The sequence below is a fragment of the Streptomyces poonensis genome, assembly GCF_014650915.1.
In the GTDB taxonomy this organism is placed as follows: Bacteria; Actinomycetota; Actinomycetes; order Streptomycetales; family Streptomycetaceae; genus Streptomyces; species Streptomyces poonensis.
The window spans coordinates 103,671-130,434 of record NZ_BMVW01000003.1; the positions used below are offsets into that span (position 1 = coordinate 103,671).

Genomic DNA, 26,764 nt, shown 5'->3' on the forward strand with positions numbered 1-26,764 from the left:
CCGGTCACAGCCAGCCGCGTAGACCGGCGAGGAAGCCGGCCGGGTCGTCACGGTGGACGGTGTGCCCCGCACCGTCCACCGTGCGCACCTGCCAGCCACAGCGGCGCAGGGTCGCGGCCTCGGCCGGCGGTACCCGCTCACTCGGATCGGCGAGCAGGACGAGCGAGGGGACGGCCGGGGCGGTGTCCGGCAGGCCGGGCAAGTGCAGGAGGGCCTCGACGGACTCCGGGTCCCAGGTGGCGAGGGCTCGCTGCTCGTCCGTGATGTCGTCGTGGTGCCAGCGGGGGTGTGCGGCACGCAGCTCCCGCCAGGTGGCGTGCTTGACGGCGCGCAGGGCGTCCAGGTCCCGGGGCCGGCGCAGCCACGCGGGGTCGCAGTGGACGGCGCGGGCGCAGCGCAGACCGGGAACGGCGAGCAGCAGGGCGGCCGATCCCAGCGAGTGGGCGATGGCGAGGTCGGGGGCCGGGGGCAGGGTGTCGAGCAGGTCGGCGGCCAGCGTGGCGGGGGTGTACGGGTCAGAGGTGTACGTGTCGGTGGCGCCGCTCGCGCCGTGGCCGCGCAGGTCGACGGCGACGACCCGGTAACCGTGCTCGGCGATGGCCGGGGCGACACGGCGCCAGGTGCGGGAGTCCGTCATGATGCCGTGCACCAGGACGGCCGTGCGCGGTCCGTCGCCCCAGACCCGCGTCGCGAGCCTCATGAGGCGGCGCCGAGGGGCACCCGGGCGCGATAGAGCACCGCTCCCGTACCGGTCGCCACCACTGTGCAGGGGCACCCGGCCGGTACGAACGCGGCGGCGCCGGGACGGAGGGCCGGACCGGGCGTCAGACACACCTCGCCGGCGAGGCAGAGCAGCACTTGGGGACCGGGTTCGGTCAGGCGCACGGCTTCGGCGCCCGCCTCCACGTCCACGCGCGAGAGGGCGAACTCCGCGGCGGGTGACCGGTACTGCCTCTCGCCCTGTACGCCGGTGGGCGTGGGCCGTATCACGGACGGCCGCCCGGGGGTGAGGTCGACGATGTCGGCCAGCAGGGCGGTGTCGACGTGTTTGTCGGTCAGGCCGCAGCGCAGCACGTTGTCGGAGTTGGCCATGATCTCCGCTCCTGTCCCCCGCAGGTAGGCGTGCGGCACACCCGCCCCCAGGTACAGGGCCTCGCCCGCGTCGAGGCGGACATGGTTGAGCAGCAGAGCCGCGAGCAGCCCGGGGTCACCGGGGAAGTCGTCCGCCACCGCGGCGTACGCGGCGGCGGTGGTGCGCCAGGGGTTCCGGGACGCGGCCAGCCGGCGCAGGGCGGTGGACACGGCGTGCACCAGGCGCTCCGGGGCGTCGAGGGCCGCGCGGAGCGTGTGCCCGAGGGCTTCCACCGGCGGCCGCGAGCGCAGCAGGGCGGCCCGGTTCCGGAGTTCGGGCACCGACAGGGCATCGAGCAGGTCGGCTGTGCGGGCCGGGTCGCGGAAGCCGCAGAGCGCCTCGAACGAACCCAGGGCGCAGAGCAGTTCCGGCTTGTGGTTGCGGTCCTTGAAGGTGCGGTGCGGGGCGTCGAGCGGTACCCCGGCCGCCTCCTCGCGGTCGTGGCCGGCCCGCGCCTGCTCACGCGTGGGATGCACCTGCACCGACAGCGCCCGGTCGGCCGCCAGCAGCTTGAGCAGGAAGGGGAGTTCGGGTCCGTGGGCCGCCAGGCTCTCCGTCCCCAGCTCACCGGCGGGGTCCGCGGCGATCACGGTGGCCAGGTCCGGGGCGCCGGGCCGGCCGGAGAGGACCGACGGCGCGGCACGGTGCGCGCCGAACCACAGCTCGGCCTGCGGTGCGCCGTCGGGCCGCTGCCCGAGGAGGGCGGGCAGCGCGGTGCGTGACCCCCAGGAGTAGGTGCGTAGGGCGGGAGTCATGAGAGAGGGTGCGTTCATCGGGCGGCACTCCGGGGAGCGAGGGTGAGGAAGCGGGAGGAAGGGCAAGGTAGGGCGAGGAAGGGATGCGCCGCCCTCGTCGGGCGAGGGCGGCGCAGGCGACGCAGGTCGACGGGACGGTGGCTCGCCGTCAGCCGGCGGTGTCCCGCGGGGGCGCGCTGCTGCCGCGGGGCGTCAGCACGGGGGTCGCGACCGGGCCGGACGAGGGATTGCGGCGGTGGACGACGTCGAACAGCCGCCGGGTCACATCCGCACCGAAGCCGAACACGTCATGACTCATGGCGGACAGCGTCGGGTGTGTGAGCTGGCACAGCTGCGAGTCGTCCCACGCGATCAGGCTGACGTCCCGCGGCACGCTCAGCCCCATCTCGGCGGCGACCGACAGCCCCGCGACCGCCATGATGTCGTTGTCGTAGACGATCGCCGTGGGACGCTGCGGGGAGGCGAGCAGCGAGCGGGTGGCCCGGGCGCCCTGCTCGCCGGAGTAGTCGGTGGTGACGCTGCGGGCCTGGTCCAGCCCGAGTTCCGCCACGATCGCGTCGAGCGCGGCGGTACGGATCATGGTGTGGCCGAGCGCCGCGTGGCCGCCCACCCGGGCGATCCGCCGGTGCCCGAGGGCGGCGAGATAGCGCACCGCCTCGTGCACGGCGGCCTCGTCGTCGGTCCACACGGAGGTGAACCCGCCGGTCAGGGACGGATGGCCGACCGCGACGGCCGGCAGCCCGATCGCCGCCAGTTCGGTGACCCGGGGATCGTCCCGCTGGATGTCGACCAGGATCGAACCCGCGATCCGCCGGGCCTGCCACCACGCGCGGTGGACGGCGATCTCCTGCGCGGTGTCCCGTACGAGGTGCAGCAGCAGCGAGCACCCGTGCTCCTCCAGGACGGACTCGACCCCGGAGATGAACTCCATGTAGAAGGGCTCGAGTCCGAGCTGCCGCGCGGGGCGGGCGACGACCAGGCCGACGGTGTCCGCGGCGCCGGTCGCCGAGCCGGACAGCTTCTTCGCGGCCTGGTTCGGCACCCAGCCCAGCTCGGCGACCGCCGCCATGACGCGTTCCCGCGTGGCCTCCGAGACACCGGGGCGGTTGTTGAAGGCCAGGGACACCGCTCCTCGGGACACCCCGGCCAGGGCCGCCACGTCCTTGATCGTGACGCGCCCCGGCCGGCGTGCGCGGGGCTCACCCACGCACGGCTCCGCCGCCGTTGACGCCGCCGTTGACACCGCCGTCGACGCAGAACAGCGCCGCTCGGGCGGCCTCGGCGTCGGGCCGGGCCCAGCCGGTGACCCGCCAGGTGGCGCTCTCGCCGGGCAGCAGGGTCACGCGCCCGTGGTCGGTGCGGGCGTCCGCGTCCAGGCGGTCGGCCTGGAGGAGGAGGTCGCGTACGAGGCCGGTGGCGGTGACCGTGACCGTCGCGCCGCCCTCACCGTCGTCCTCGCCGTCGTTTCCGGTCACGCGGACGTCGTACGCGGCGGCCGGGTAGGCGAACTCACGGTCCGCGCAGGCGAAGTGCACGGCCCGCAGTTCCTCCGCGTCGGCCACCAGGAACTCCCGCCGCACATCACCGAACGCCGTGACCGCGTCCGGGAGCCGCTCCAGTGCCACACTGCGCCCCTCGGCCTTGAGCGCCACCTCGGCGCGGGCCAGCACCGTGCCGTCCGCGTCGACCCGACGGACGGTGACGGTGGTCTCCCAGGTCCCGGCGGACTGGTTGCAGCCCGCGAGCACCAGGTCGCCGTCTCGCTCCTGAAGGGTCAGCAGCCGGTCGGCGTACAGACGCCGCATCTCGAAGTAGAGGGGCTTGAGCCGGGCGTCGCCGTCGATCGCCGCCCAGGACGTGACTGGCCAGCAGTCGTTGAGCTGCCAGATCACCGTGCCGGCGCAGCGCGGCCAGTGGGAGCGCCAGTGCTCGACGCCGGTGGCCACGGCACGGGCCTGGTTGAGCTGGGTGAGGTAGTGCCAGGTGTCGAAGTCGGCGGGCGCCGCGAAGTGCGGGGCGAGACCGCGGTTCAGCTTGCCGTTGCCGTCCTCCGCCTTCTGGTGGTGCAGCATGCCGGGCGAGTCGGCGGTCAGCGGACGCTCGGACAGGGCTCGTTCGAGGGTGGCGAGCGCGGGCGGGGCCTGCCAGCCGAACTCGGCGACGAAGCGCGGCACCGTGGCGAGGTAGTCGCTGTAGTCGCGGCGGTTCCACACCTCCCAGGAGTGCGCGGTGCCGTGGTCGGGGTCGTTCGGGGTGTGGTCCCAGGACCCGGACCACGGGCTGCCCGCCCAGTACGGGCGGGTCGGGTCCGTCTGGGCGACCACGCGGGGCAGCAGGCCCAGGTAGTAGCCCTCGCCCCAGGAGTCACCTGCGAGGGCCTGCTCCCAGTCCCAGTCGGCGAAGCCCCACAGGTTCTCGTTGTTGCCGTTCCACAGGACCAGCGACGGGTGGGGCATCAGCCGGGCCACGTTCTCCCGCGCCTCGGCCTCGATCTCCGAGCGCAGCGGCTGCTCCTCCGGGTAGGCGGCGCAGGCGAACAGGAAGTCCTGCCACACCATCAGGCCCAGTTCGTCGCAGACGTCGTAGAAGGCCCGGTCCTCGTAGATGCCGCCGCCCCACACCCGCACCAGGTCGACGCCCGCCTCGGCGGCCTGGGTGAGCCGGGCGCGGTAGCGGTCGGGGGTGACCCGGGCAGGGAAGACGTCGTCGGGGATCCAGTTCACGCCCCGGGCGAAGAGGGGAGTGCCGTTGACGACGAGGGTGAACGCGCTGCCATGCTCGTCGGCGGAGGTGTCGAGCTCGATCGTGCGGAAACCGACGCGGCGCTCCCAGGTGTCGAGGACCCGGCCGCCGTCCTCCTCGTCGCTCAGGACGACCGTGCACCCGTACAACGGCTGGTCGCCGTAGCCGCGCGGCCACCACAGCTCCGCGTCCGGGACCCGGACGGTCGTCGTGGCGGTGGCCGCCCCGGGTGCGACGGTGACCTCCGCGGACGCGTCACCGACGGTGGCCACCAGCCGCAGGGGCCGGTCCTCGCCGGTCACCGTACGGTCCAGGTCGACGGCGATCTCGACGAGGCCGGTCCCGTCGGGGGCGACGGTGACCTGGGGACGGACGCCGGCCAGCCGGGCGGTGGACCACTGCTCGATCCGCGCCTCGCGCCACACACCGGCCGTCACCAGCGTCGGACCCCAGTCCCAGCCGAACGAGCAGGCCGTCTTGCGGACGAAGTTGAAGGGCTCGGGGTAGGAGTTGGGCCGCTCCCCCAGGGCCGCCCGGACCGCCTCCGCCTCGGTGTAGGCGGAGGTGAAGGCGACCTCCAGCGACGCCGGTCCGTCCGTCAGGAGTTCGGTGACGTCGAACCGGTAGGACCGGTGCATGTTGCGCGTACGGCCCAGCTGCCGCCCGGCGACATGAACGGCGGCGACCGTGTCCAGTCCGTCGAAGACGAGCTCGGCACGCTCGAAGGCGCCGTCCCGCCGGGGCAGTTCGGTCGCGTACGTCCAGTCGGCCCGGCCCACCCAGGCGACCTCTGTCTCGTTGCGGTCGAGGTACGGGTCGGCCAGCAGGCCCGCCGTCATCAGGTCGGTGTGGACGCAGCCGGGCACCTGGGCCGGGACGGCGGTCCCGGTGAGCTGCGGGGGCGCCTCCTCGGGGGTGTGACGGTCGGTGTTCAGGCGCAGCGTCCAACCCTGGGTGAGCGGGGTGCGGACCTTCATGCGGACTCCTTGTGAGACGTGGTGCACGTGGTGCGGGGCGCGGTGGGCGGGTGGGCCACTCGGCGGAAAGGGGCGAGTCGTTCGCCGGAACGGGCCTGTCACTTGGTGGAACCGGCCGCGAAACCGCTGTAGATGAAGCGCTGCAGCGCCAGGAAGACGATCAGGGTCGGCACGATCACCAGGATCGTCCCGGCGCAGATGGTCTCCCAGTGGGCGCCGAAGGGTCCCTTGAACCGGAACAGGGCGGTGGAGATGGTGCCGAGTTCGGGGTCGGGCATGTAGAGGAAGGGCACGTAGAAGTCGTTGTAGATGGCGATGCCCTTGACGATGACGACGGTGGCGACGGCCGGCCGCAGCATCGGGAGGATGATCTTCCAGTAGATCGTCCAGGAGTTGGCGCCGTCGATGCGCGCCGCCTCGTCCAGGGAGGTCGGGATGGACCGGATGAACTGCAGGAAGATGTAGATCGAGACGATGTCCGTGCCCGTGTAGAGCAGGATCGGCGCCCAGTGGGTGTTGAAGGCGCCCAGTTCGTCGATCACCTGGAACGTGGCGACCTGGGTGGTGACGCTGGGCACCAGGGTCGCCAGCAGGAAGCCGCCCATCACCAGCTTCTTGGCGCGGAACCGGAAGCGGTCGATGGCGTAGGCGCTCATCGAGCCGATCAGTACGGTCCCGGCGGTGGAGACCACGAGGATCAGCATCGTGTTGCCGAAGGCCGTCAGCATCGCGCCCTGTTCGAAGGCGGTGCCGTAGTTGGCGAAGTTGAACCAGTCGCCGGGCAGGGACAGCGGTCCGCCGTTCGCCACCTCCGACTCGGTCTTGAGCGAGGTCAGCAGGACGACGACGAGGGGTACGACGACCACGGCCGAGGCCAGCAGCAGGGACAGGTACTTGAGGGTGACGGCGGTCCGGGAGAGCACGCCGCGGTCGGCGCGGCGGAGCCGGGGCCGGGGCCGGACGGGGACGTGGGTGTCGGTGGTCGTGGTCACGAGAGCTCCACCCTCTCCTCGGGGATCAGCCTGCGCTGCACCCAGGTGATCAGCACGATCAGGATCAGCAGGACGACGGCGGAGGCCGAGGCCAGGCCGACCTTGTCGAACTGGAAGGCGAGTTTGACCGTCTGGATGACGAACGTCTCGGTGCCGTTGGCGCCGCCGGTCATGATGTACGGGATCTCGAAGACGGCCAGCGATCCCGACACCGCGAGGATGAAGCTCAGGCTGATGACGGGCTTGATGCCGGGCACGATGATGTGCCGGAACTGCTGCCAGCGGTTGGCCCCGTCCAGCGCCGCGGCCTCGTACAGGTGCGGCGGGATGGACTGGATCGCGCCGAGGAACAGCACCATGTTCAGGCCCATGAAGCGCCACACCGACACCCCCGCGAGGGAGGGGTTGGCCAGGTCCGGGTCGCCCAGCCACAGGTGCTCGCCCTCCACTCCGAACAGGCGCAGCAGCGTGTCGAGGGTGCCGTCGGGCTGGAAGAAGTACAGGAAGACGAAGCCGACGGCCACCCCGTTGATCAGGTAGGGGAAGAACAGCAGGCCCTTGAACAGGTTGCGGAACCGGGTGTTGAAGCTGAGGACCGTCGCGAAGTACAGGGCGAGCGCGATCTGTACGAACGAGGCCGCCAGGTAGAAGCCGCTGACGAGGAACACCTCGAACCGCGCGGGCCGCGTCACCAGGTCGGTGTAGTTCTCACCGCCCACGTAGGAGCGGGTGGGGCTGATGCCGTCCCAGTCGGTGAGGCTGTAGCCGATCATGTCGGCCACCGGGATGTACGTGAACATCACCAGCAGCGTCAGCGGTGCGGCCAGGAACAGCCAGGGGGTCAGGGCGGCGGTGCGGCGGCGCCTGCCGGCGGGCGGCCGGCCTGCGGCGGACTCGGGAGGGGAGCCGCCTCGCCGGCCGGCGGCCGGCTGTGCGGCGCGGGTCTTCTGGGCAGAGGTCATCTCATGGTTCCTCGAAGTGGGGTCCCGGGCGGGTGGCGGACGGACGTAGGACGGGCGTCAGGAGGGCACCCTGCGAAGCGGCGGCACGGTGGTCGGTGCTGTGGTGGGCGCAGTGGTCGCAACCCGTGCGCAGTCACGGTGCGGCCGTGGGCACGTCGACCTTGTTCGCGGCGGCACCTCTGAGCACCCTGATCACAGCGGCACCGTGCCGCGGCGCCGTCAGCCGCCGAGGGTCTGCCGAGCCTCGGCCCACTTGCCGTTCAGCTCGGCGAAGTAGCTGTCCATGTCCCCGTCGGCCGCGCCGCGGGCGACGTCCACCAGCTTCTGCCGGTACTGCTGCGAGGTGATGCCGATCTCGGACGCCTTGTCGATGCCGTCGATCTCGGCCTTGTTCCTCTGGTGCTGCGGGATCAGCGTGACATCGTTGTCGGAGAACGCTTCGAGCGTGTCGGGCAGCGGGGCGCCCTTCACCGAGGAGATGGAACCCTCGGCCGCCGACTGGCCGGACTTGGTGATGTACCAGTCGATCCACGCACGGGCGGCGGCCTTCTTGTCGGAGTGGGTATTGACCGCGTACTGGTAGTCGGGCCGCAGCACCGAGCAGAACTTCCCGTCCTTCTGACCGGGGAACGGCATGAACCCGAGGTCGTCCGGGTTCTCGCCGGCCGCCTCCGCCGCGGCCCGCGTCTGGGAGATCGCCCAGGAGCCCAGCCACATCGAGGCGACCTTGCCGGTCCCGATCTGCGACTTGGAGTCCTCCCAGTTGGTCGTGGTCGGGTCCGGCTCGGCGAGTTCCCTGTCGACGATCGTGTACAGGAGCTTGTCGATCGCGTACAGGTCCGAGCCCTCGCTCCAGGGCTTCTCGGTCGTCGCCAGCGAGTCGTAGGCGCCGGGGTCGCACTCGGGCGAGCCGATGCCGTTCGTCCAGTTGGTGAGCGGCCAGCCGTCCTTGTAGTTCGTGTAGTACGGAACGGCGTCGGTCTTCGACTTGATCGTCTCCAGGTCGGCGACGAACTCCTCGGGGGTGGCGGGCCAGTCGGTGATGCCGGCCTTCGCCCAGACCGCCTTGTTGTAGACGAACCCGTTGGCCACGCCGATGTTGGACAGGCCGTACACCTTGCCGTCCACGGTGGCGTGGTCGGTGTAGTCGAACTTCTTGGACAGTTCGCCGGCCTCGCCCAGCGGGGCGAAGAAGTTCGGGTACTGCTCGATGGAGAGGGAGTTGGGGATCAGCAGGACGTCACCGTAGTTCTCGGTGTTCATCCGGATCTTGGTCTCGCCCTCGTAGTCGGTCAGGCCCTCGAACTTGACCTTCACGCGCGGATAGACCTTGCCGAACTCATCGGCGTACTTCTTCAGCGTGCCGTCGGATATCTGGTCCGTCCGGTTGGTCAGCACCGTGATCTCGCCCGACACCTTCGCCGGGTCGCTCGGCGGAGCGGCGACCTCGCCACGCTCGCCCTCGCTCTGCCCGCTACAGGCCGTGGCCGCAACCATGGTCGCGGCCACGAGGACCACCCATTTTCTCCGCATCCCCGCCACCTCTCGCTCCACATCTTCCGGTGTCAAGCCGATGTCAAGCCGATATCGAGCCGAGGGGTGCCGCGTCGGCTCCCGCCCTCCCGGCCTGACGAGCGCTCAACGTAGACGTAACTTCGCGGCCATGTCCATAGACCGGTCCACTTTGATTTCCCGCATTTTCAGGGCCCTGATCAGGCGTTTTACTAAACATTGACTAAATGGAAGCGAGGTTCGGCGCGTCGTTCCAGTTGAGGGCGACAAAGCCTGGACAACGTTGTCGGGAGATGGTCGGATGCGATGCCGTCCTGTCCGAGTTCGCGCCCACCATCCATCGAAGGACCATCACCATGAGTAGTCACCAGGTCGCTGCCCCGCGCCCGGGCGATGTCCTGACCGCCGCCCTCGACATCGGCGGAACGAAGATCGCGGGGGCGCTGGTCGCCCCGGACGGCACCCTGGTCCACCACACGCGCCGCGCCACCCCCGCGCGGGAATCCGCCGGCACACTCCTCGGCGCCGTGCACGAGGTGCTGGACGCCCTGGCCACTCACCCGCGGTGGGACCACGTCCGCGCGCTGGGCATCGGCAGTGCCGGCCCGGTCGACCTGACGCACGGAACCGTCAGCCCCGTCAACATCCCTGCCTGGCGCGACTTCCCACTGACCGAGTCCGTCGGCGCGCATCCTGCTGTCGCCGCCGTCGCCGCTGTCGCGCAGAAGCACGTGGTACTGGCGGGCGACGCCGTGGCGATGGCCGCTGCCGAGCACCGCCACGGTGCCGCACGCGGCCACGCGAACGCGCTCTGCCTGGTGGTGTCCACGGGCGTGGGAGCCGGTCTGATACTCAACGGCAAGGTGCACCACGGCATCACGGGCAACGCCGGTCATCTCGGGCACATCAGCGTCGACTTCGACGGCGAACCCTGCCCGTGCGGCGCCGACGGCTGTCTGGAGGGCATCGCCAGCGGCACGGCCATCACCCGCCATGCGCTCGCCCTCGGCTGGCGGCCGCCCCGGACGGCGGACGCGGCGGCGGACGCGGCGACGGTCGCCGCGGCGGCGCGGTCCGGCGACCCGGCGGCGCTCGCGGCGTTCGACCGCGCGGCCCGCGCCCTGGCCGCCGGTATCGCCGCCACGGCGGCGCTGGTCGAGATCGACGTCGCCGTGGTCGGCGGCGGTGTCGCCCAGTCCGGCGAGGTGCTCTTCGGCCCGCTCGGCCACCACCTGCGGCGCTACGCGGCCATGCCGTTCCTGCGCCGTCTACGGGTCGTACCGGCCGCGTTGGGGCCCGACGCCGGCCTGGTCGGCGCAGCGGTTCTGGCGGCGGAGACGGCAGCACCAGCCACCGTGCCCGTGCCCGTACACGTACCCGTCGCCGGAAGCCGGTGAGACATCTGAGGAAGGAGTCCATCCGGGCCGGCGTCGTGTGCGTCAGGTGACGGCCCGGCGGAAGACCTGCCGGGAACCGCCTTCCGGCCCCGGGCCGACGACCTCGGCGGGGACGAAGCCGAGGCGCTCATAGAACACGCGTGCGCCGCTGACGGAAGCACCGGGGTGGTCGGCCCCGAAGGTGACCACCTCGATACCGGCCGGGCTCCGCACCCACCTGCGCATCGCCTCCGCCATCAGCGCGCGGCCGACGCCCCTACCCCGCGCCTGCTCCGACACGACGAGCCAGTGGACGTGATACGTCGGCGCCTTCGTCCCGAACAGCAACCCGCCGAGGAGATCCGGCTCCGCGGAAGCAGCGACGAGCGCCGTGGAGCGACGTATGTGCCGGCGCACCGCGTCATGGAAGCCGGTGTCCTCGACCATCGGGCCGAACCAGTGCTCGACCTGGGCGGCCAGGCCGAGGAAGCCTGGGAAATCCTGCTCTTTCGCGAGTCTGACGATCATCCGGGCAGTCTGACAGGAACGAGAAGCGCGGCAGCGGACGGGCGGGGACGGGCATGGTGACCGGACGGCTCCAGCCTGCTACGGCGGTTGCTGTACGGCCGGCTGCCACGGCAGTCGCTGTGCAGCCGGTCAGGACCGCCCCCTCCCCCGGCCTGCGGGGCCGGTCTTCTCAGCCGGGGACGGTCCGGAACCGCTGCCGGTACTCGGTCGGTGTCGTGTCGAGCCTGCGGCGGAAAGCCCGGACAAGGGTGTCGACGGTGCCGAATCCGCACGTGGACGCCACTCGTTCGAGGGTGGCATCGGTGGATTCGAGCTGGTTGCGTGCCATCTCGACGCGGACCGACTCGACATAGGCATACGGGGTCATGCCGAGTTCGGTCTTGAAGATCCGGGTCAGCTGCCGGTCGCTGACGTGGGCGCGTGCGGCGAGGTCGGCGACGGTGAGCGGTTCGCCGATGGAGCGCATGATGTGGTGGCGGAGGTCCTCGATGCGCCGTGTCGTGGAGACCTGGGCGAGGGGAACGCTGAACTGGCTCTGTCCACCGGGCCGTTTGAGATACATCACGAGTTGCCGGGCGACCCGCAGCGCGACGGCCTCGCCGAGGTCGTCGGCGATGAGGGCGAGTGAGAGATCGAGGCAGGCGCTGATCCCCGCGCCGGTCCACACATCGCCTGCGCGGATGAAGATCGGATCGGCGTCGACCTCGACCGCCGGATGGTCGGCCGCGAGCTGCTGCGCGGTCGACCAATGGGTGGTGGCGCGCTTGCCGTCGAGCAGTCCGGCGGCCGCGAGGATGTGCGCTCCGACGCAGACGGACGTGATCCTGCGCGTACGGCCGGCGAGTTGCCTCACCCGCCGCACCACGGCGGGATCGGTGAGCGGACGGACGCGGCGCCGGCTGTCGACCTCGACCGAGCCGGGTACGACGAGGGTGTCGATGCTCTTCGTGGAGAGAGCTTCGAAAGTGGTGTCGGGGAGGATGCGGACCCCGGCGGCGGTGGTGACCGGGTCCATGGTCTCGGCGGCGAGGACCACGTCGTAGCCGGCCGCTTCGTCCGTCTCGCGCCGGGCGAGGGAGAACACTTCGGGTGGTCCGGTGACGTCGAGCAGGTCGACGCCTGCGAAGAGGACGATGACGATCAGTCGTCGGACGGCGTTCACAAACCCCCCACGGTCGGCGACAGCGATGTCCGACGGCGATGTCGGTTTCTGCATGTTAGACGACATTGCCGACACACTGTGGTGGGCCATAGCGTCGTAGGCGCAGGTCACCGCACCGGTGGGCTGCTTCTCCAACACCCAACACCCAACACCCGACCCGCAGGCGGTGCCCCATGCCCAGAACGACCTTGCGCCGGCTCAACGGCCTCGACGACACGCCCGCACGGCTCTCCGATGCGACGCTGGTCCTCATCGACTACCAGAACACCTACACGACCGGCGTGATGGAACTGGACGGCTGGCAGGCCGCGCTCGACGCCGCCGCCCGGCTGCTGGCACGGGCCCGCCAGGCCGGCACGAAGGTCGTCCACGTCGTCAACGACGGCGGCGAGGGCACCCCTTACGACATCCGGGCCGAGATCGGCGCCATCCACCCGAGTGTCGCGCCGGTCGACGGCGAGCCCGTCGTCGTCAAGCAGTTCCCGAACGCCTTCCTCGGTACGGACCTGGACCGGCACGTCGACGCCGCGGGCAGGAACGACCTCGTCATCGCCGGGTTTATGACGCACATGTGTGTGGCGTTCACCGCCCAGGGCGCCTTCCTGCGGGGCAACCGCCCCACTGTCGTGGCCGATGCCTGTGCCACCCGTTCGCTGCCCGTCACGGGCGTCGAACTGGACGCCGGCCAGGTGCACCACAGCGCCCTCGCCACCATCGCCGACCTGTACGGGGTCGTCGTCCCGTCGGAGAAGGACATCGTCGGGTGACGCTCCCCCGCCTCCTGGGCGGGGGACACCGGGAACGCGCCCGCAGAGGGCAGGAACTCCCGCCGCCCGACGGCGGTTCGGTCAGCTGACGCGGTTCTTCCGGCGGGGCGGCAGGTAGGTGGTGCGGCTCGGCCGTAGCCCCAGCCGCACCTGCGTCTCGAGCCAGGTGAGCGCGGCAGCGGTGGGATCGACGACAGGGACGAAGGGGCCTTGCCGGGCCAGCCGTTCCTGGAGGGCGGCGGCGACGCCGAGCATGCCGGTGCAGCCGAGCACGATCACGTCGGCCTCCCGCGCGGTGACGGCGGCGCGGGCCTGCTCGGTCAGGGCGTCCAGCAGGTCTGCCCCGCCCGTCCCTCCCGGTCCCGCACCTGCGCCGACCGCCCCGGCACGCAGGTGCAGGACCGGGATGCCGACGGTGCGGATCGTGCCGATCCGCCCGGCCAGCCCGTAGCGGCGGACGAGGCCGTGCAGCAGGGGCACCATGTCGGGCAGCACGGTGATCACGCCCGTCCGCTCGCCCAGCGCCAGCGAGGTGAGCACGGCGGGCTCGAAGCCGCCGACCACCGGGATGTCCACGATCTCCCGGGCGGCGTGCACGGCCGGGTCGCTGAAACAGCTGACGAAGACGGCGTCGGCGCCGCCGTCCGAGGCCTCCCGGACGGCCTCCAGGACGCCGGGCCCGGCCAGCGCCATATCGTATTCGGACTCGATGGACTCGGTACCCCGGGCGATACGGCGGACCTCCACCTCGGTACCGGAGGAGACCCAGGAACCGGCGTCCGCGCGGACCTCATCCGTCAACGCGTCGGTGATGACGGGCACCACAACGGTGAGCTTCACAGCGCCTCCAGCATGCCGGGGAGGGCGTTCCTTCCAGGCTGCGCGCGGAGACCGCACCGCCACAAGGTGCCCGGCTGCCCGGTCCTGTTGGGCCGGATGCACGATGACCGGCCGGACCGCCCGCCCTACCCTTCCCGTAACCGCCCTCGAAGCCTCTCTCCCGTTGGAGTTGCCATGGCGGTCTCCGCAGGCCATGACGCCCACGCTCGCGTCCCGGGGTGCTTCCCGGCCCGTACCTGGCGCCCCGGCCTGGACGCGATCCGCGACAGGCGCCCCACACCTCGCGACCCGCGCACCGCGCCGCCGGCGTCCTGCCCGGCAGCGCGCCCACCCGGGTGCCGGTCTCGCTCGTGGTGTGGGCGGCCGCCGTGCTCGTGGGCAGGCATGCCGTTGAAGGTCTGCCGTCGGTCGACCGGGGGCCTGCCATCGGTCGACCTGGTGGCCGCGGCCTTCGTTCCGTACCTGGTGGCCGCGCAGTTCGGCCGCCGTGGGCGGGGTCGGCACCGCCCCGCCCCGGCGGCCGACCGGCCGGGAGAACACGGGAAAGGACACCCCATGCTCCGACTGGGCATCGACGTGGGCGGTACCAACACGGACGCCGTCCTGATCGACGGCGATCGGGTGCTGGGTGCCGCGAAGGCCGCCACCACGGCCGACGTCTCCGGCGGCATCGTCACCGCGATCGGCGACCTCAGGCAGGCCACGGGCTTCGACCCGGCGACCGTGACCGCGGTGATGATCGGCACCACACACTTCACCAACGCGCTGGTGGAGGGCGAGCGCCTGGCACGGACCGCCGCCATCCGGTTCGGCCTGCCCGCCACCCGCGCCCTGCCGCCGCTGGTCGACTGGCCCGAGCGGCTGGTGTCGGCCATCGACGGTCACGGCTACCTGTGCCGGGGCGGCCACGAGTACGACGGCAGCCCCATCGCGGCCTTCGACGAGACGGAGTTCCGCACCGTCCTGGACCGGGCCGTCGAGGCCGGCGCCACCTCCTTCGCGCTGTCCTCGGTGTTCTCCCCGGTCAACGCCGAGTTCGAGACCCGGGCCGCGCAGATCATCGCCGAGCGACTGCCCGGCGCCCCCGTCAGCCTCTCCCACGAGATCGGCCGGACGGGCCTGCTGGGCCGCGAGAACGCCACCGTCGTCAACGCGGCCCTGCGCGACCTCGCCGACCAGGTCACGGCCGGTCTGCGGCGGACCGTCGCCGATGCCGGCATCGGCGCCCCGGTGTTCCTCAGCCAGAACGACGGCACGCTGATGGACGTCGACCACGCCCGCCGCCACCCGGTGGCGACCTTCGCCTCCGGCCCCACCAACTCCATGCGCGGCGGCGCGTTCCTGTCCGGGCTGTCCTCCTGCGCCGTCGTCGACATCGGCGGCACCACCAGCGACGTCGGCCTCCTGCGCAACGGATTCCCGCGCGAGGCGTCCGCCGACGTCAGCGTGGCCGGGGTACGGACCAACTTCCGTATGCCGGACGTGCTGTCCATCGGCCTCGGCGGCGGCAGCCATGTCGTCCGGGAGGGGAACGGTGTCACGGTCGGCCCCGCCAGCATCGGCCACCGGCTCACCCGGCAGGCCCTGGTCTTCGGCGGCACCCGGCTGACCGCCACCGATGCCGCGGTGGCCGGCGGACGCGCCGACGTCGGCGACGCCTCCCTGGTGGCCCGCCTGGACCGGTCGGTGGCCGTCGCCGCCCTGAAGCAGATCGACGAGCGGCTCGCCGAGGCCGTCGACCGTGTACGGGTCTCCGCCGAGCCGGTGCCCGTCGTGGCCGTCGGCGGTGGCAGCATCCTCATGCCCGGGGACCTCGCAGGCGTCTCCCGCGTCGTCCGCCCGGACCACTTCGCCGTCGCCAACGCCATCGGCGCGGCGATCGCCCAGGTCGGCGGCGAGGTCGACCGGGTCTACCCGATCGTGGCGCAGCGGCGCGACGCCGTTCTGGACGAGGCCCGCCAGGAGGCCGCCGACCGTGCCGTGGCCGCCGGTGCGCGGCCGGGGTCGGTCGAGATCGTCGATGTGGAGGAGGTCCCGCTGGCCTACCTGCCCGGCAACGCGACGCGCGTACGGGTCAAGGCCGTCGGGGAGCTGAACCTGGACGGCGGCGCGGTGTACCCGGGAGGCCACGATGCGTGAGATCACCGCCGAGCACCTGCCCGATCTGGCCCGCGGTGCCGCCGTCCTGGGCGCCGGAGGCGGCGGCGACCCGTACATCGGACGGCTGCTGGCCCAGCGGGCGCTGGGCAGGCACGGGCCGGTCGCCCTGGTCGGCGTCGACGAGATCGACGACGGGGCGCTGGTGATCCCCACCGCGTTCATGGGTGCGCCCACCGTCGTACTGGAGAAGCTGCCCGCCGGTGACGAGCTCCTGGCGGCGCTGCGCGCCGTCGAGGAACTCCTCGGCCGCCGGGCCACCCACACCGTGTCGCTGGAGGCCGGCGGGCTGAACTCCATGACCCCGTTCGTGGCCGCCGCCGAGGCCGGGGTGCCGCTCATCGACGCCGACGGCATGGGCCGCGCCTTCCCCGAACTGCAGATGCTCCTCCCCACCCTCGGCGGCGTGCCGGCCTCCCCGATGGCGCTGGCCGACGAACGCGGCAACGCCGTCGTCCTGCGCACCGCCGACAACGTCTGGGCCGAGCGGCTGGCCCGCGCCTCCACCGTCGAGATGGGCTGCACCGCCGCCGTCAGCCTCTATGTGCTCACCGGACGCCAGGTCAAGGACCACATGGTCCCCGGCACCCTGTCGCTGTGCGAGCGGGTCGGACGGGCCGTCCGCGAGGCCCGTACGGAACGCGGCGACCCCGTGGCGGCGGCCGCCGCCGTCCTTCGCGGACGGCTGGTGTTCACCGGCCGGATCAGTGATGTGCTGCGCAGCACCCGGGGCGGTTTCGCCCGGGGCACGGCCCGGCTCGCCGGGCTGTCCGGCGACACCGGGGCGACGCTGGAGCTGTCCTTCCAGAACGAGAACCTGGTCGCCGCCCGGGACGGCGAGGTCGTGGTCAGCGTCCCCGACCTGATCTGCGTGCTCGACACCGACACCGGTGAGCCGGTCACCACCGAGACCCTGCGCTACGGCCTCCGGGTGAGCGTCCTGGGCGCGCCCTGCGACCCCCGCTGGCGCAGCCCGGAGGGACTGGCGCTGGCCGGGCCCGGTTACTTCGGCTACGCGCACGACTACGTGCCGCTGTCCGTCACCGACGTGGGGTGAGCGCGGTGTGGCCTCGCGCCCCTTCCCGCATCACGGCCGGAGCCGCAGGAGGCCGAGCGGGATTCCCCGCCACAGCGCGCGCACGTCGGAGGTGTCGTCGTCGGCCACGTGGTCGCCCGGGACGGCCCAGGACTTCACCGGGGTGGCGTCGGTGGTGACCGCGGGCCAGCCCGGGTCGCCGCAGGCCGCGAAGTCGGCCCACGCGCGAAGCATGCGCCGGGACAGGGCCCGGTCCTGTTCGTCGGGGACGCCTCCGATGAGGAACGCGGCGCCGTCCGCGTCCAGGTTGCCGAACGCGAACGGGATGTCGGCGGTGTGCCAGGGTCTGGCCTCGCCGTCCGGAGTGACGCGCCTGCGGGCGAACCGGGAGAGATACGCGCGGCCGCCGGCTCTCGTGTGGTACTCGGCGAGCCGGCTGCCGTACTCGCCGAACTGCGCGTCGCCGAAGAGCGCGAGATAGCGGTCGAGCACCGGGGCGCCGGGCATCAGCGCACCGTATCCGGTGAGCAGCCGGGCGGGGAGACCGAGGGCCTCGGCGAAGTCCGCGAGTTCCGGCTCCGAGGTCACCTCCCGCACGCCCCCGACCTCGTGCAGGAACCAGTACTCCTCCAGGGTGTGGCACACCAGGAGGTCCACGTCGCGGGAGGTGCCGGCGGCCGGCGCGGAGAGCGGGTCCACGGGCAGTACGTCGCCGTCGACGACGGGCTGGAACACCACCGGGTCGTACGCCTGAGCCGGCGTCACGGGGTCGTCGGCGCACTGTCCGGCGACCTTGTCGGAGGCGGCCACCAGCTCCTGCGGCGAGGCGGAGAGCAGGCCGTCGCCCGTCGGGGCCACCCCGGCCTCGGCCGCGATCCTCGAGGCGATCGCCGCGGCGACCTCGACGGTGAAGAAGGCGCCCGGCACACTGTGGGCGATGGCCCTCCGGAACAGCCCGCGTGCCTGTTCCATGGCCATCAGGCAGACGACCGAGCCCGCTCCGGCGGAGTGCCCGGCGACCGTGACATTGCCGGGGTCGCCACCGAACGCCGCGATGTTCTCCCGGACCCAGCGCAGGGCGGCCACCTGGTCGAGCAGCCCGCGGTTGTCCGGGAAGCCCGGCACATGGCCGAAGCCTTCGAAGCCGACCCGGTAGTTGCAGCTGACCACGACCACTCCGGTACGGGCGAGCGCGGTGCCGTCGTAGTCCGGCTGCGCGGAGGAGCCGAAGGTGTACGCGCCGCCGTGGATCCAGAACAGCACCGGCAGCGGCCCGGCGGCCGGCTGCTGCCGTACCCACACGTTGACGGTGAGGACGTCCTCGTCCCCGGGGCGCCACACCGGCGCACCGGGCAGTTCCGCGGACTGCGGCGCGACGGGCCCGAAGCTCGTGCAGTCCCGCGGTGCGCTCCAGCCGCGTACGGGCCGCGGTGCACGGAAACGGCCGGGGCCGAAGGGAGCAGCGGCGTACGGGACGCCGAGGACGGCTGTCACACCGTCGACCGGCCGGCCGCGCACACGGCCGCTCGTCGTCTCGAACTCCGTACCCACCCACGAGTTGTCGCTCATGCGCCGCAACCCTCCCACAGCCTCCTGCGGCCCGCACTCACACCCGCCCGGTCACGTGATCGTTCCGGCTGCCGCCGGCCTGTGCGTCCACGGTCCCGGGAGGGGTCCCGGAAGGCTCGGCCCCACCCGCGTCCGGCCTCGCCGTGGCGGTGGCTCCCTGCCCCCGCTCGAACATGCCCAGCGCCACCCCGACGACGATGACGATGCCGCCCGTGGCCTGGGCCGGCCGGATCGGCTCTCCGTTGATCACGACGGCGCCGATGACACCGAAGACCGGGACCAGGTTGAGGATGTTCACGGCGACGCTCGACGCCATCCTGCGCAGACCGTGGTTGTAGAGCAGGAAGCCGCCGACCGAGCACGCCACCGCCAGGTAGACGAGCAGCGCGGAGGCCGTCGCGTCCGGTATGCGCCAGTCACCGGCCTCCAGCAGGGAGGCGAGGAGGAAACCGGCCGCGCCCGCCAGGGTCTGGTAGTAGGTGACGCCCATGGCGGTCTGGCCGGCGCTCGCGCGCTTGCCGAGCACGTTGTAGCCGGCCCAGGCCAGCCCGCCGAGCAGCAGGAGCATGTCTCCCGTCCAGCGTGAACCACCGCCCACCTCGGCTCCGTTGCGTACGACGAGGAAGGCGCCGACGGTGGCCAGCAGCACGCCCGTCACCCGCGGCAGAGGCATCCGGGAGCGGAGGACGAGCAGTTCCAGCAGCATCGTCATCAGTGGGTACGTGGCCACGATCAGGGACGCGTCGGCCGCCGTGGACAGATCGACGCCGACGTTCTCGAGTATGAAGTAGACGGTGATGCCGAGGAATCCGCTCAGGAAGAGCAGCCGCCGCTGCCGTGCGTCCGGCCGGGCCGGGCGGTGCCGGTGCAGCCGTACCATCACGCCCAGCAGCAGGGCCGCGAGGGTGAACCTGACGGCGCCGATGGTGAGCGGGCCGGCGTCCTCCAGCACCCGCTTGGTCACCGCGTACGAACTGCTCCAGAACAGCGCGGCCGCCACGACCGCGCACACCGCCCCCATGCCGGGCCCTCGTGTACGCATCTGAAGTCACCCCTCTCCACCAGCACCGGACACACCATGGCCGAATGAACGTCAGCCGACCGGGGGTGAGGCTAGCCAGATCATCGAAGGCGGTGCTTAGAATCCGAACTAGCTTCGGAAATCGACAAGGTGAGGCAAGCGTGGACGAACTAGATTCGGCGCTGGTGCGGATGCTCCAGGAGGATGGTCGGCGGACCAACCGGGACATGGCCCAGGCACTGGGTATCGCCCCGTCCACCTGTCTGGAACGCATCCGATCACTGCGTCAGCGCGGCATTCTGACGGGGTTTCACGCGGAGGCCGACCTCGCGGCGATCGGCCGCGGGCTGCAGGCCGTGATCGCCGTACGGGTCCGCCCGCCGACGCGTGCGGTGATCGAGGCCTTCCAGGCCTTCCTCGAGCGGATGCCCGAAGTGATCTCGATCTTCGTCCTCACCGGGAACGACGACTTCCTGGTGCACGTCGCCGTCCGCGACACCGACCATCTGCACGCGGTGGTCCTGGACAAGCTGACGAAGCGCCCGGAACTGGCCGACGTGCGGACGTCGGTGGTCTACGGGCACATGCGCAGAAAGGTCATCGGCCCGACGTGACGCGAGCGGTGATCCCTCGTGCGCGGGGGCAGCGAGTGTCCGCGTGATCGGTGTGCGCACCGATTCCGCAGGGCTTCACCGGTGCTTCACCTGACTCCATGTGAGGCTGTCCCCATGGATCAGACCGATGAGTTGAGAGCCAGGCTGCGGACCGACCGCCCGCATTCCGCCCGGGTGTGGAACTACCTGCTGGGCGGCAAGGACAACTACCCCGTCGACAGCGAGCTCGGCGACGTCATCCTCGCCAGTTTCCCGGAGTTCGCGTCCGTCGCGCGGCAGCAACGGCGGTTCCTGGCGCGGGCCGTCGACTTCCTGGTGCGCGAGGCCGGCATCCGTCAGTTCCTCGACATCGGCGCCGGGCTGCCCACCGCGGACAACACACATGAACTGGCCCAGCGCATCGCGCCGGAGAGCAGGATCGTCTACGTCGACAACGACCCCCTTGTCCTGACACATGCGCAGGCGCTCCTGACGACGAGCGCCGAGGGAGCTTGCGCCTACGTAGACGCTGATGTGCGGGACCCGGCGCGGATCCTCGCCGAAGCGGCCGCCACCTTGGATCTCGACAAGCCGGTCGCTCTGACCATGCTGGGAATCATGGGACAGCTCGCCGACGCCGACCGTCCCGCGGAGCTGGTGGCCGCCCTGATGTCGGGCCTGCCTTCGGGCAGCTTTCTGGCCCTGAGCGACGGCACGAACACCAATGACGCGCTCAGCAGGGCGGTCGAGGCGTACAACCGGCAGTCGGTGCACACCTATCACCTCCGGTCCCCACAGGAGATCGCTTCCTTCTTCGCCGGACTGGACCTCGTGACGCCCGGGGCCGTGTCCAGCACCGCCTGGCGTCCGGATCCCAGCCGGCCCCGGGAGACCACAGCCGAGGTCGCGTTCTGCGGCGTCGCACGCAAGCCCTGAGCGCCCGCTGCCGGAGCACCGGAAGTCCGGTGGCTCGCGGCCTTCCTGGCGCTCACGGCCGGTCCGCCGACCGGTCTGTCACCTGCCCCCTCGGACACCTCGGACACCTCGGACAGGGCCCTGGCTCTGCGTGACGTCCTTGACGAACAGGATCCCGTCGCTGTCCGCCAGGTGGGCCGGGTCGAGCGGGGCGTAGCCGAACCAGGGGGACTCGCGGGGCGCGGGCCGCGTGTCCCCGAGGGCGGTGGCCAGCCGCGGGGCGTCCACGACGCACCGGTCCTCCGGGAGGGCGTACAGGATTCCCTCGACGGTGTCCGGCGGCGGCGTGTCCACCCCCTGGTGCCGGATCGTGCCGACGGCCGTGGCCAGGAAGGCGTACTCGTCGCCGAGCCGGGCGCTCACCAGCGCACCGGCACTCCACCACTCCACCGGCCCCTGCCACATCCGCATCGAGCTCTTCACCCGCTGGAGATGGGAGTTGTGGGCGTGCACGAGTGCCGGGCCCCGAGCGGCGACGGCGAGGAGGTTGTGGGCCATCATCCCGTCCCGCAGCGCGCACAGCCTCGTCATGCGGGCCGGTGAGGGGTCGGCCGTCCAGTAGTGGTAGCGCAGCAGGCCGGTGGCGGTGCGCCCGTACAGGCGCGCCCGGTCCCAGTCGTCCCGCGAGGTGGCCGCGATCAGGTGCGGCGTCTGTGTGTCGAGCAGCGCCACCAGATCGTCGGCGAGCAGCCGCAGCCGGCCGGCCTCGGCCGACTGCCCCACGGACCGGGCCGGGTCCCTCATCGCGGCGGGATCGGTCCACCGGTCGTCCGCGCCGAGCAGGCGGTCGAGTGTCTCCGCGGTGCAGGGGAGCAGGTCCGCGTCCACCCGGGCCGCGAGACAGCCGTGGAGCGCGGTGAGGGCCTGCCGGGGGCTCGCGGCGCCGGTGATCTCCAGCGGGCCGTCGAGACCCGCGAAACGGATCCGCTCGGACGCGGGCCGGCCGTCGTTGTGGGCACGCATCCAGCGCACCAGCTCACGGTTGGCCGCGAAGGCGCCCCAGCCGTGGCTGATCCCGCGCTCCACGACCTCGTCGAGGGTGCCCGTGCCCGAGGTGACGTAATCGTCCACGACCAGGCCCGCCAAGCAGTCGCTCTCGATCGCGATGGTCCGGTAGCCCTCCTGCTCGACGAGCTGCCGGAAGAGCTCGTTGCGCAGCTCGAGCAGGGTTTCCTCGCCATGGGTGGGCTCGCCCAGGGCGAGCAGCCGGGGCCGGACCGGGAGCAGCCCCATGACGGCGGCAGCCTCGACGGCACGGGCGGTGTCCTTCACGTCATCAGCCATACCGTCAACGCTATCGTTGAACTTACGATGGAAACTTTTCCGCGATAGCGTCGCCTCCGTGGGACGAAACCTTCAAAACGGTGAGCGGCTCCGACCGGTCGATCTGGCACGCGGGCACGGTCTGTCGACGCAGGCGGTCAGGAACTACGAGGAGGCCGGCATCCTCCCGGCCGCCGACCGCACACCCCACGGCTACCGCGTCTACACCTCGCTGCACGCGGCGGCCCTGCGCGCGTTCCTCGCCCTGGTGCCCGGCCACGGCCACCGGACGGCGACGTCGGTCATGCGGGCCGTGAACGAGGACGCCGTCGACGAGGCGTTCCGCCTCATCGACGAGAGCCACGCCCAGCTCCTCGACGACCGGCGGACCCTCCGGGCCGTGGAGAGCGCCCTCCGCGACCTGGACCCCACCACGGCGCCCGAGCCGCCCGGCGCGGCGGGGGCCGGGCCGGCCGTGACGTCCGGGCCGGACGGCACCTTCATCGGACCGCTGGCCAGGACCCTCGGGATCCGGCCCGCGACGCTGCGCAAGTGGGAGCGTGCCGGGCTGGTGCGCCCGCGCCGCGACCGGCGGACCGGGTACCGCGTCTACTCCGCGGCCGACGTACGGGACGCCCGGCTGGCCCACCAGCTCCGACGGGGTGGCTACCTGCTGGAGCAGATCGCCCCGCTGATCGCCCAGGTACGGGCGGCCGGCGGGCTGGAGCCGCTGGAGGCCGCACTGTGCGACTGGCACGGCCGGCTGTCCGCCCGCGGGCGGGCGATGCTGACCGGGGCCGCGGAGCTGGAGGCGTACCTCCGCGCGCGCGGATGAGACCTCGGTCGACGGCCGAGGAGGACAACAGTCACCGACGGTGCCGTCACGGCGTACCCGTCCGCCGGTGCCGCCCCGCTCCCGGAACGAGTTCCGCAACGGGGGTCACCAGGACCACGGGCGGCCTGGTGGGCGGCGTCACGCCGCCGGGCCGCCTCGTGGAGCGCGGAGAGCGAGGGCATGCCGGCGATCGCTTGACGCGGCGCGGACCCGCCCGGCCAGGAGGTCGACCAGCCCCAGAGACCGCTCGCCGCCGCCTGCCCGGAGCGGGCCGATGGCCTCTTCGACGCGCCCGGACCTCTCCGGGAGCCGGGCGGTGGCCCCGGTCGGACCGCATTGGTCCGCGGGCAGGGTCGCGGCATGGGTGAGCGCCTCCTCGTACCGGCCTGCCTCGCCCAGCAGCCACAGCGGTCACAGAAGACGCGACCGCGAGGCGGTGCCGCCCGCTCACCGCGGGAAGGCAGCGCAACGGCTGACGTCACGCCGGAGCACGATGCACGGAACCGCGGTCGGGAGAGAGCGCGGCCAGCTGGGCGCGGACGGAGTCGGCGTCGGGGACCCCGAGGTCGGTGTAGAGGCGCAGGGCGTCCTCCCAGTGGCGTCGGGCTCCGTGGCGATCATGCATCGCGTGGTGGGTGGCGGCGATTCCCGCGTGTGCTCGGGCCTGCTCGCGGGCCGAGCACCTCGAAACGCAGCGTCCCGGACGTCGTGTGATCACCCATCACCGACTCCCCCGTGCGAAGCGGTCGTCCACAACCTAACCGGTACAGCACCCTGCGGGCATCCACCCGGCGGCATCCGGTTCCCACTGCGGCGGCTGCTGCAATCAGCCCTGCAACAGCGGCCCGCACGATGAGACCGGTGCCCCACCTGAGCCGGCCACGGCCCCACAGCTGACAGTGGAACGCGTACAGCAGGCGTTGCTCCGGCGGAGAACGGCAGCCGCCGAAGCAACGCTGTCACCTGTCACCGTGAGGAGCGGCCACACGGAGTGGTGGGCTTGACGGAGCCTTCCGGTTGTGGGGCTGTTGGCGGAAGAACCACCTCCCGTGAGAAGGAGAGGGGCCGACCGTGACCGAACCGAGGATCGACATAGAAGTGACAGGGCCCGAAACGCCGGTGGAACTGCCCGCCGGCTGGCGCAGGGAGCTGGCCAAGCACATACCGAAGGGTCCCTGGTTCGGGATGCGGCTGGACAGGAGCGGCGCACAGCCTCGTCGGGCGCCGGTGCGCTGGGAGCTGACCGGCCGTCCGTACCAGGGACAGCGGGCGACCGGGAGGGCCGACGTGTATCTGAGCCCGCGCCACCGCGGGCTCATGCGGCCGTTCGTCTTCGCCGACGGGTTCGGCCACGGTCCGAGCGACCTGCCCGGCCTGTGGCGGCACCTGAACAAGCCGTACGCGAAGGGGACGCCCGGATTCCTGGACCAATTGCTCGAGGCGGGCACGGACGTCATCCTGCTCGGCTTCGCCGCCCGGCACACCCGCGTCCAGGTCAACGCCGGGGTGGCGATCGCGTGCATCCAGCGGGCGATCGCCGAACTGCCGGGCAGCCGGCCGCTGACGGTCGGCGGGGTGAGCACGGGCGGCCTGATCACCCGGTACGCGCTGGCCGAGCTCGAGGACCAGCACATGGACCACCGCACCCGTACATACCTGTCCTACGACACTCCGCACAACGGCGCCTGGATTCCGCTGGTCCTCCAGCAGCTCGCGTACATCTACGAGGCGTCGCTGCCCCCGGAGAAAGGCGTACCCCCGCGGGCCGCTCTGCTGCGCAGCCCGGCGGCACAGCAGCTCCTGTGGGGCTGGGTGCCCGACGCCACCACCTCGGGACCGGTGACCGGCAACCCGTTGCGAGAGCAGCTCATGGCGGAACTCGACCGGATGGGCGGCTTCCCGCACCTGCCGGAGAAGCTGGGCGTGGCCAACGGCCGGGGTGACGGGAGGGGCCGTCCGCTGCCGCCCGGCGAAGTGGCGGTCACCTACACCCTGCCGGGTGTGACGGGCATGGAGGTCCGGTTCCAGCCGGACCGGGGCACCCGGCAGCCGGTGGGACACACGTTCCTCGGTGCGCGCGCGTGGCACAGCGACACCAGCGCCGTCGCGCCGTTCGACGGGGCGCCGGGCGGCACACTGACCACCTTCGGGACGCTCACCGACGGGCTCTGGCTCCCGATCGACGGAACGCACCGTGTGAGCTGCTTCGTCCCGTCGGTGAGCGCGATCGCGCTGGAGGGCGGCACGACGGCCTGGCCGGACGAGCTGTGCACCGACCTGACCGGGCTGACGCCCGGCCGGTACGCGCTGGACGCCTTCCGCTGCGACGGGAGGAACTCCGCACACGGCTCCGTCTCCCCGACGCTCATCGAGTGGATCCTGCCCCGACTCACCGAGTAGCCCCGCGGGATACCCCGACCTCCCTCACGGACAACATGGGCTTCTCTCGTCGTGAGGGCGGCGAGGTACTGCCGGGAGGCGTTGTTCAGGGCGACGTGACACGTGATCCGCTCCTCGGGGTGCAGGTCTCCAGCAGGTCGGTGCCGGAGCGGTCCGTGGACAGCCGGCTCACCACCGCTACTCGTCGGTCCTGGGCAGGCCGGGCGGGTTGATCTCGGACTTGGTCACGGCCTCGTCGGACAGGCCCCAGCGCTTCAGCACCTCGGCGTACGTCCCGTTCTCGATGACGTGGTCCAGTGCGTCGGCGAGCGGCTCGACCAGGCCGCTGTCCTTCTTGGTGGTGGCCGCGATGAGGCCCTGGAGGGTGTCGCCGGCGCCGGAGTAGGTGCCGACGACCTCGGTCCTGCCGGTGGTGGCCGCGTGGTAGGCGGCGGTCGGGTTGGGGCCGAGGTAGAGGTCGATGCGGCCGGACCGGAGGGCGAGGTAGGTGTCGCTCTCGTCCTGGTAGTACTTGATGTCCACCGGCTCGCGGCCGGCCTTCTCGTTCTCCTCGCTCCATTCGATCAGCAGCTTCTCCTGGTTGGTGCCGCTGCTCACCGCCACCGTCCTGCCCGCCACGTCCGCGGGCCCGGTGACCTTCAGGCCGCTGCCCTTCTTCGCCTCGAAGCCGAGGTTGTCCTCGCGGTAGGTGGCGAAGTCGTACTTCTCCTTGCGCTCCTCGGTGACGGTGATGTTGCTGAAGCCGACGTCGTACTTGCCGCTGTCCAGGCCGACGAAGATGTTCTCCCAGGAGACGGTGTTGATGTGCAGCTCCAGGCCGAGGACGTCGGCGACCAGGGAGGCGATGTCGGGCTCGACGCCGATGACGGTCTTGTTGTCGGTGGCGTGGAAGGTGAGCGGCGCGGCGGAGCCGGACGAGTCGACGATCTCCAGGGTGCCTCTCTCCCGGATCTCCTCCGGGACCTCGGCGGCTATGGAGTCGACCTTGTCCGTGGTGACGCGGTCCTGGTCGGGACTGAGGTTGATCTTCGTCTTGGCACCCGACGTGGCCGCGACCTCGGTCGTGCCGCCGTCGTCGGGGTTGCCGCAGGCGGCCAGGACGAGGGCGGTGGCGAGTCCGAGCGCGGCTGTGGCGGTGCGACGGCGGGCGGTCAGGGTGGTCACGGTCGT

General features: G+C 71.9%; 23 protein-coding genes. 8 read left to right on the forward strand and 15 right to left on the reverse strand.

Annotated elements, in window-relative coordinates; all coding sequences use genetic code 11:
• Positions 1–4: 4 nt before the first annotated feature.
• From IE242_RS10650 to IE242_RS10680, 7 genes are all read right to left on the reverse strand, one after another.
• Positions 5–700 (reverse strand): alpha/beta fold hydrolase, encoded by a 696-nt coding sequence (locus IE242_RS10650; RefSeq protein ID WP_189857778.1) that lies wholly within the window; start codon positions 698–700, stop codon positions 5–7.
• Complete coding sequence (gene manA, locus IE242_RS10655; protein WP_229858740.1) at positions 697–1,905, reverse strand: mannose-6-phosphate isomerase, class I; 1,209 nt, start codon at positions 1,903–1,905, stop codon at positions 697–699. Before manA ends, IE242_RS10650 begins: the two co-directional genes overlap by 4 nt.
• Before the next feature lie 130 nt (positions 1,906–2,035).
• Positions 2,036–3,094 carry a LacI family DNA-binding transcriptional regulator gene (locus IE242_RS10660; protein ID WP_189857780.1) on the reverse strand — a complete coding sequence of 353 codons (1,059 nt, stop codon included), beginning with the start codon at positions 3,092–3,094 and terminating at the stop codon, positions 2,036–2,038.
• Entirely contained in the window at positions 3,087–5,606 is a 2,520-nt protein-coding gene (locus IE242_RS10665) for a glycoside hydrolase family 2 protein (RefSeq protein WP_189857782.1), read from the reverse strand. Before IE242_RS10665 ends, IE242_RS10660 begins: the two co-directional genes overlap by 8 nt.
• A gap of 98 nt (positions 5,607–5,704) precedes the next feature.
• Positions 5,705–6,598: a carbohydrate ABC transporter permease gene (locus IE242_RS10670; protein WP_189857784.1), complete on the reverse strand. Its 894-nt coding sequence runs from the start codon at positions 6,596–6,598 to the stop codon at positions 5,705–5,707.
• A complete protein-coding gene (locus IE242_RS10675) occupies positions 6,595–7,560 on the reverse strand; it encodes a carbohydrate ABC transporter permease (RefSeq protein ID WP_189857786.1) in 966 nt (321 codons plus the stop codon). The genes IE242_RS10670 and IE242_RS10675 overlap by 4 nt, the downstream gene beginning before the upstream one ends.
• 219 nt (positions 7,561–7,779) lie before the next feature.
• Positions 7,780–9,093 (reverse strand): ABC transporter substrate-binding protein, encoded by a 1,314-nt coding sequence (locus IE242_RS10680; protein WP_189857788.1) that lies wholly within the window; start codon positions 9,091–9,093, stop codon positions 7,780–7,782.
• Between the two features lie 335 nt (positions 9,094–9,428).
• Between IE242_RS10680 and IE242_RS10685 the strand changes: the two genes are divergently transcribed.
• On the forward strand, positions 9,429–10,469 hold the full coding sequence (locus IE242_RS10685; RefSeq protein ID WP_189857790.1) for an ROK family protein: 1,041 nt from the start codon (positions 9,429–9,431) through the stop codon (positions 10,467–10,469).
• Positions 10,470–10,511: 42 nt separating this feature from the next.
• Here IE242_RS10685 and IE242_RS10690 read toward each other — a convergent pair whose 3' ends face one another.
• Together IE242_RS10690 and IE242_RS10695 are read right to left on the reverse strand one after the other, a co-directional pair.
• Entirely contained in the window at positions 10,512–10,976 is a 465-nt protein-coding gene (locus tag IE242_RS10690) for a GNAT family N-acetyltransferase (protein ID WP_189857792.1), read from the reverse strand.
• A 169-nt stretch (positions 10,977–11,145) separates the two neighbouring features.
• Positions 11,146–12,138 (reverse strand): GlxA family transcriptional regulator, encoded by a 993-nt coding sequence (locus tag IE242_RS10695; RefSeq protein ID WP_189857794.1) that lies wholly within the window; start codon positions 12,136–12,138, stop codon positions 11,146–11,148.
• Positions 12,139–12,311: 173 nt separating this feature from the next.
• Between IE242_RS10695 and IE242_RS10700 the strand changes: the two genes are divergently transcribed.
• A complete protein-coding gene (locus IE242_RS10700) occupies positions 12,312–12,905 on the forward strand; it encodes an isochorismatase family protein (protein ID WP_189857796.1) in 594 nt (197 codons plus the stop codon).
• 81 nt (positions 12,906–12,986) lie between these two features.
• Here IE242_RS10700 and IE242_RS10705 read toward each other — a convergent pair whose 3' ends face one another.
• A complete protein-coding gene (locus IE242_RS10705) occupies positions 12,987–13,745 on the reverse strand; it encodes an aspartate/glutamate racemase family protein (protein WP_189857798.1) in 759 nt (252 codons plus the stop codon).
• 555 nt (positions 13,746–14,300) lie between these two features.
• On the opposite strand from IE242_RS10705, the gene IE242_RS10710 reads away from it, so the two are divergent.
• Positions 14,301–15,884 carry a hydantoinase/oxoprolinase N-terminal domain-containing protein gene (locus IE242_RS10710; protein WP_189857800.1) on the forward strand — a complete coding sequence of 528 codons (1,584 nt, stop codon included), beginning with the start codon at positions 14,301–14,303 and terminating at the stop codon, positions 15,882–15,884.
• Positions 15,877–16,959, forward strand: coding sequence for an S-methyl thiohydantoin desulfurase family protein (locus IE242_RS10715; RefSeq protein WP_189857802.1), 1,083 nt, complete (start codon positions 15,877–15,879; stop codon positions 16,957–16,959). The genes IE242_RS10710 and IE242_RS10715 overlap by 8 nt, the downstream gene beginning before the upstream one ends.
• Before the next feature lie 30 nt (positions 16,960–16,989).
• Here the strand turns inward: IE242_RS10715 and IE242_RS10720 are convergent, their stop codons facing one another.
• A complete protein-coding gene (locus tag IE242_RS10720) occupies positions 16,990–18,507 on the reverse strand; it encodes a carboxylesterase/lipase family protein (RefSeq protein ID WP_189857803.1) in 1,518 nt (505 codons plus the stop codon).
• Between the two features lie 37 nt (positions 18,508–18,544).
• Positions 18,545–19,549, reverse strand: a complete 1,005-nt coding sequence (locus tag IE242_RS10725) for a DMT family transporter (RefSeq protein ID WP_189857805.1) — start codon at positions 19,547–19,549, stop codon at positions 18,545–18,547.
• Positions 19,550–19,689: 140 nt separating this feature from the next.
• Here IE242_RS10725 and IE242_RS10730 point away from each other — a divergent pair, with 140 nt between their 5' ends.
• The gene (locus IE242_RS10730; protein ID WP_189857807.1) at positions 19,690–20,142 is read left to right on the forward strand and encodes an Lrp/AsnC family transcriptional regulator; all 453 of its coding nucleotides are present in this window, start codon (positions 19,690–19,692) and stop codon (positions 20,140–20,142) included.
• A gap of 114 nt (positions 20,143–20,256) precedes the next feature.
• Positions 20,257–21,057, forward strand: coding sequence for an SAM-dependent methyltransferase (locus IE242_RS10735; protein ID WP_189857809.1), 801 nt, complete (start codon positions 20,257–20,259; stop codon positions 21,055–21,057).
• A 78-nt stretch (positions 21,058–21,135) separates the two neighbouring features.
• Here the strand turns inward: IE242_RS10735 and IE242_RS10740 are convergent, their stop codons facing one another.
• Complete coding sequence (locus tag IE242_RS10740; RefSeq protein ID WP_189857811.1) at positions 21,136–22,380, reverse strand: erythromycin esterase family protein; 1,245 nt, start codon at positions 22,378–22,380, stop codon at positions 21,136–21,138.
• Between the two features lie 58 nt (positions 22,381–22,438).
• Here IE242_RS10740 and IE242_RS10745 point away from each other — a divergent pair, with 58 nt between their 5' ends.
• Positions 22,439–23,194, forward strand: a complete 756-nt coding sequence (locus IE242_RS10745) for a TioE family transcriptional regulator (protein WP_189857812.1) — start codon at positions 22,439–22,441, stop codon at positions 23,192–23,194.
• Between the two features lie 478 nt (positions 23,195–23,672).
• Here IE242_RS10745 and IE242_RS10750 read toward each other — a convergent pair whose 3' ends face one another.
• Positions 23,673–23,819: a hypothetical protein gene (locus IE242_RS10750; protein WP_189857814.1), complete on the reverse strand. Its 147-nt coding sequence runs from the start codon at positions 23,817–23,819 to the stop codon at positions 23,673–23,675.
• 446 nt (positions 23,820–24,265) lie between these two features.
• Between IE242_RS10750 and IE242_RS10755 the strand changes: the two genes are divergently transcribed.
• Complete coding sequence (locus IE242_RS10755; protein ID WP_189857816.1) at positions 24,266–25,594, forward strand: lipase family protein; 1,329 nt, start codon at positions 24,266–24,268, stop codon at positions 25,592–25,594.
• Positions 25,595–25,771: 177 nt separating this feature from the next.
• Here IE242_RS10755 and IE242_RS10760 read toward each other — a convergent pair whose 3' ends face one another.
• Positions 25,772–26,749, reverse strand: coding sequence for an ABC transporter substrate-binding protein (locus tag IE242_RS10760; protein WP_373299512.1), 978 nt, complete (start codon positions 26,747–26,749; stop codon positions 25,772–25,774).
• Between the last annotated feature and the right edge of the window lie 15 nt (positions 26,750–26,764).

Bases quoted from the DNA above. Each gene is read 5' to 3' on its own strand.
- IE242_RS10650 (WP_189857778.1), bottom strand. From the start codon at position 700: ATGAGGCTCGCGACGCGGGTCTGGGGCGACGGACCGCGCACGGCCGTC.
- manA (WP_229858740.1), bottom strand. From the start codon at position 1,905: ATGAACGCACCCTCTCTCATGACTCCCGCCCTACGCACCTACTCCTGG.
- IE242_RS10665 (WP_189857782.1), bottom strand. From the start codon at position 5,606: ATGAAGGTCCGCACCCCGCTCACCCAGGGTTGGACGCTGCGCCTGAAC.
- IE242_RS10675 (WP_189857786.1), bottom strand. From the start codon at position 7,560: ATGACCTCTGCCCAGAAGACCCGCGCCGCACAGCCGGCCGCCGGCCGG.
- IE242_RS10680 (WP_189857788.1), bottom strand. From the start codon at position 9,093: ATGCGGAGAAAATGGGTGGTCCTCGTGGCCGCGACCATGGTTGCGGCC.
- IE242_RS10685 (WP_189857790.1), top strand. From the start codon at position 9,429: ATGAGTAGTCACCAGGTCGCTGCCCCGCGCCCGGGCGATGTCCTGACC.
- IE242_RS10690 (WP_189857792.1), bottom strand. From the start codon at position 10,976: ATGATCGTCAGACTCGCGAAAGAGCAGGATTTCCCAGGCTTCCTCGGC.
- IE242_RS10700 (WP_189857796.1), top strand. From the start codon at position 12,312: ATGCCCAGAACGACCTTGCGCCGGCTCAACGGCCTCGACGACACGCCC.
- IE242_RS10710 (WP_189857800.1), top strand. From the start codon at position 14,301: ATGCTCCGACTGGGCATCGACGTGGGCGGTACCAACACGGACGCCGTC.
- IE242_RS10715 (WP_189857802.1), top strand. From the start codon at position 15,877: ATGCGTGAGATCACCGCCGAGCACCTGCCCGATCTGGCCCGCGGTGCC.
- IE242_RS10720 (WP_189857803.1), bottom strand. From the start codon at position 18,507: ATGAGCGACAACTCGTGGGTGGGTACGGAGTTCGAGACGACGAGCGGC.
- IE242_RS10725 (WP_189857805.1), bottom strand. From the start codon at position 19,549: ATGCGTACACGAGGGCCCGGCATGGGGGCGGTGTGCGCGGTCGTGGCG.
- IE242_RS10735 (WP_189857809.1), top strand. From the start codon at position 20,257: ATGGATCAGACCGATGAGTTGAGAGCCAGGCTGCGGACCGACCGCCCG.
- IE242_RS10740 (WP_189857811.1), bottom strand. From the start codon at position 22,380: ATGGCTGATGACGTGAAGGACACCGCCCGTGCCGTCGAGGCTGCCGCC.
- IE242_RS10750 (WP_189857814.1), bottom strand. From the start codon at position 23,819: ATGCATGATCGCCACGGAGCCCGACGCCACTGGGAGGACGCCCTGCGC.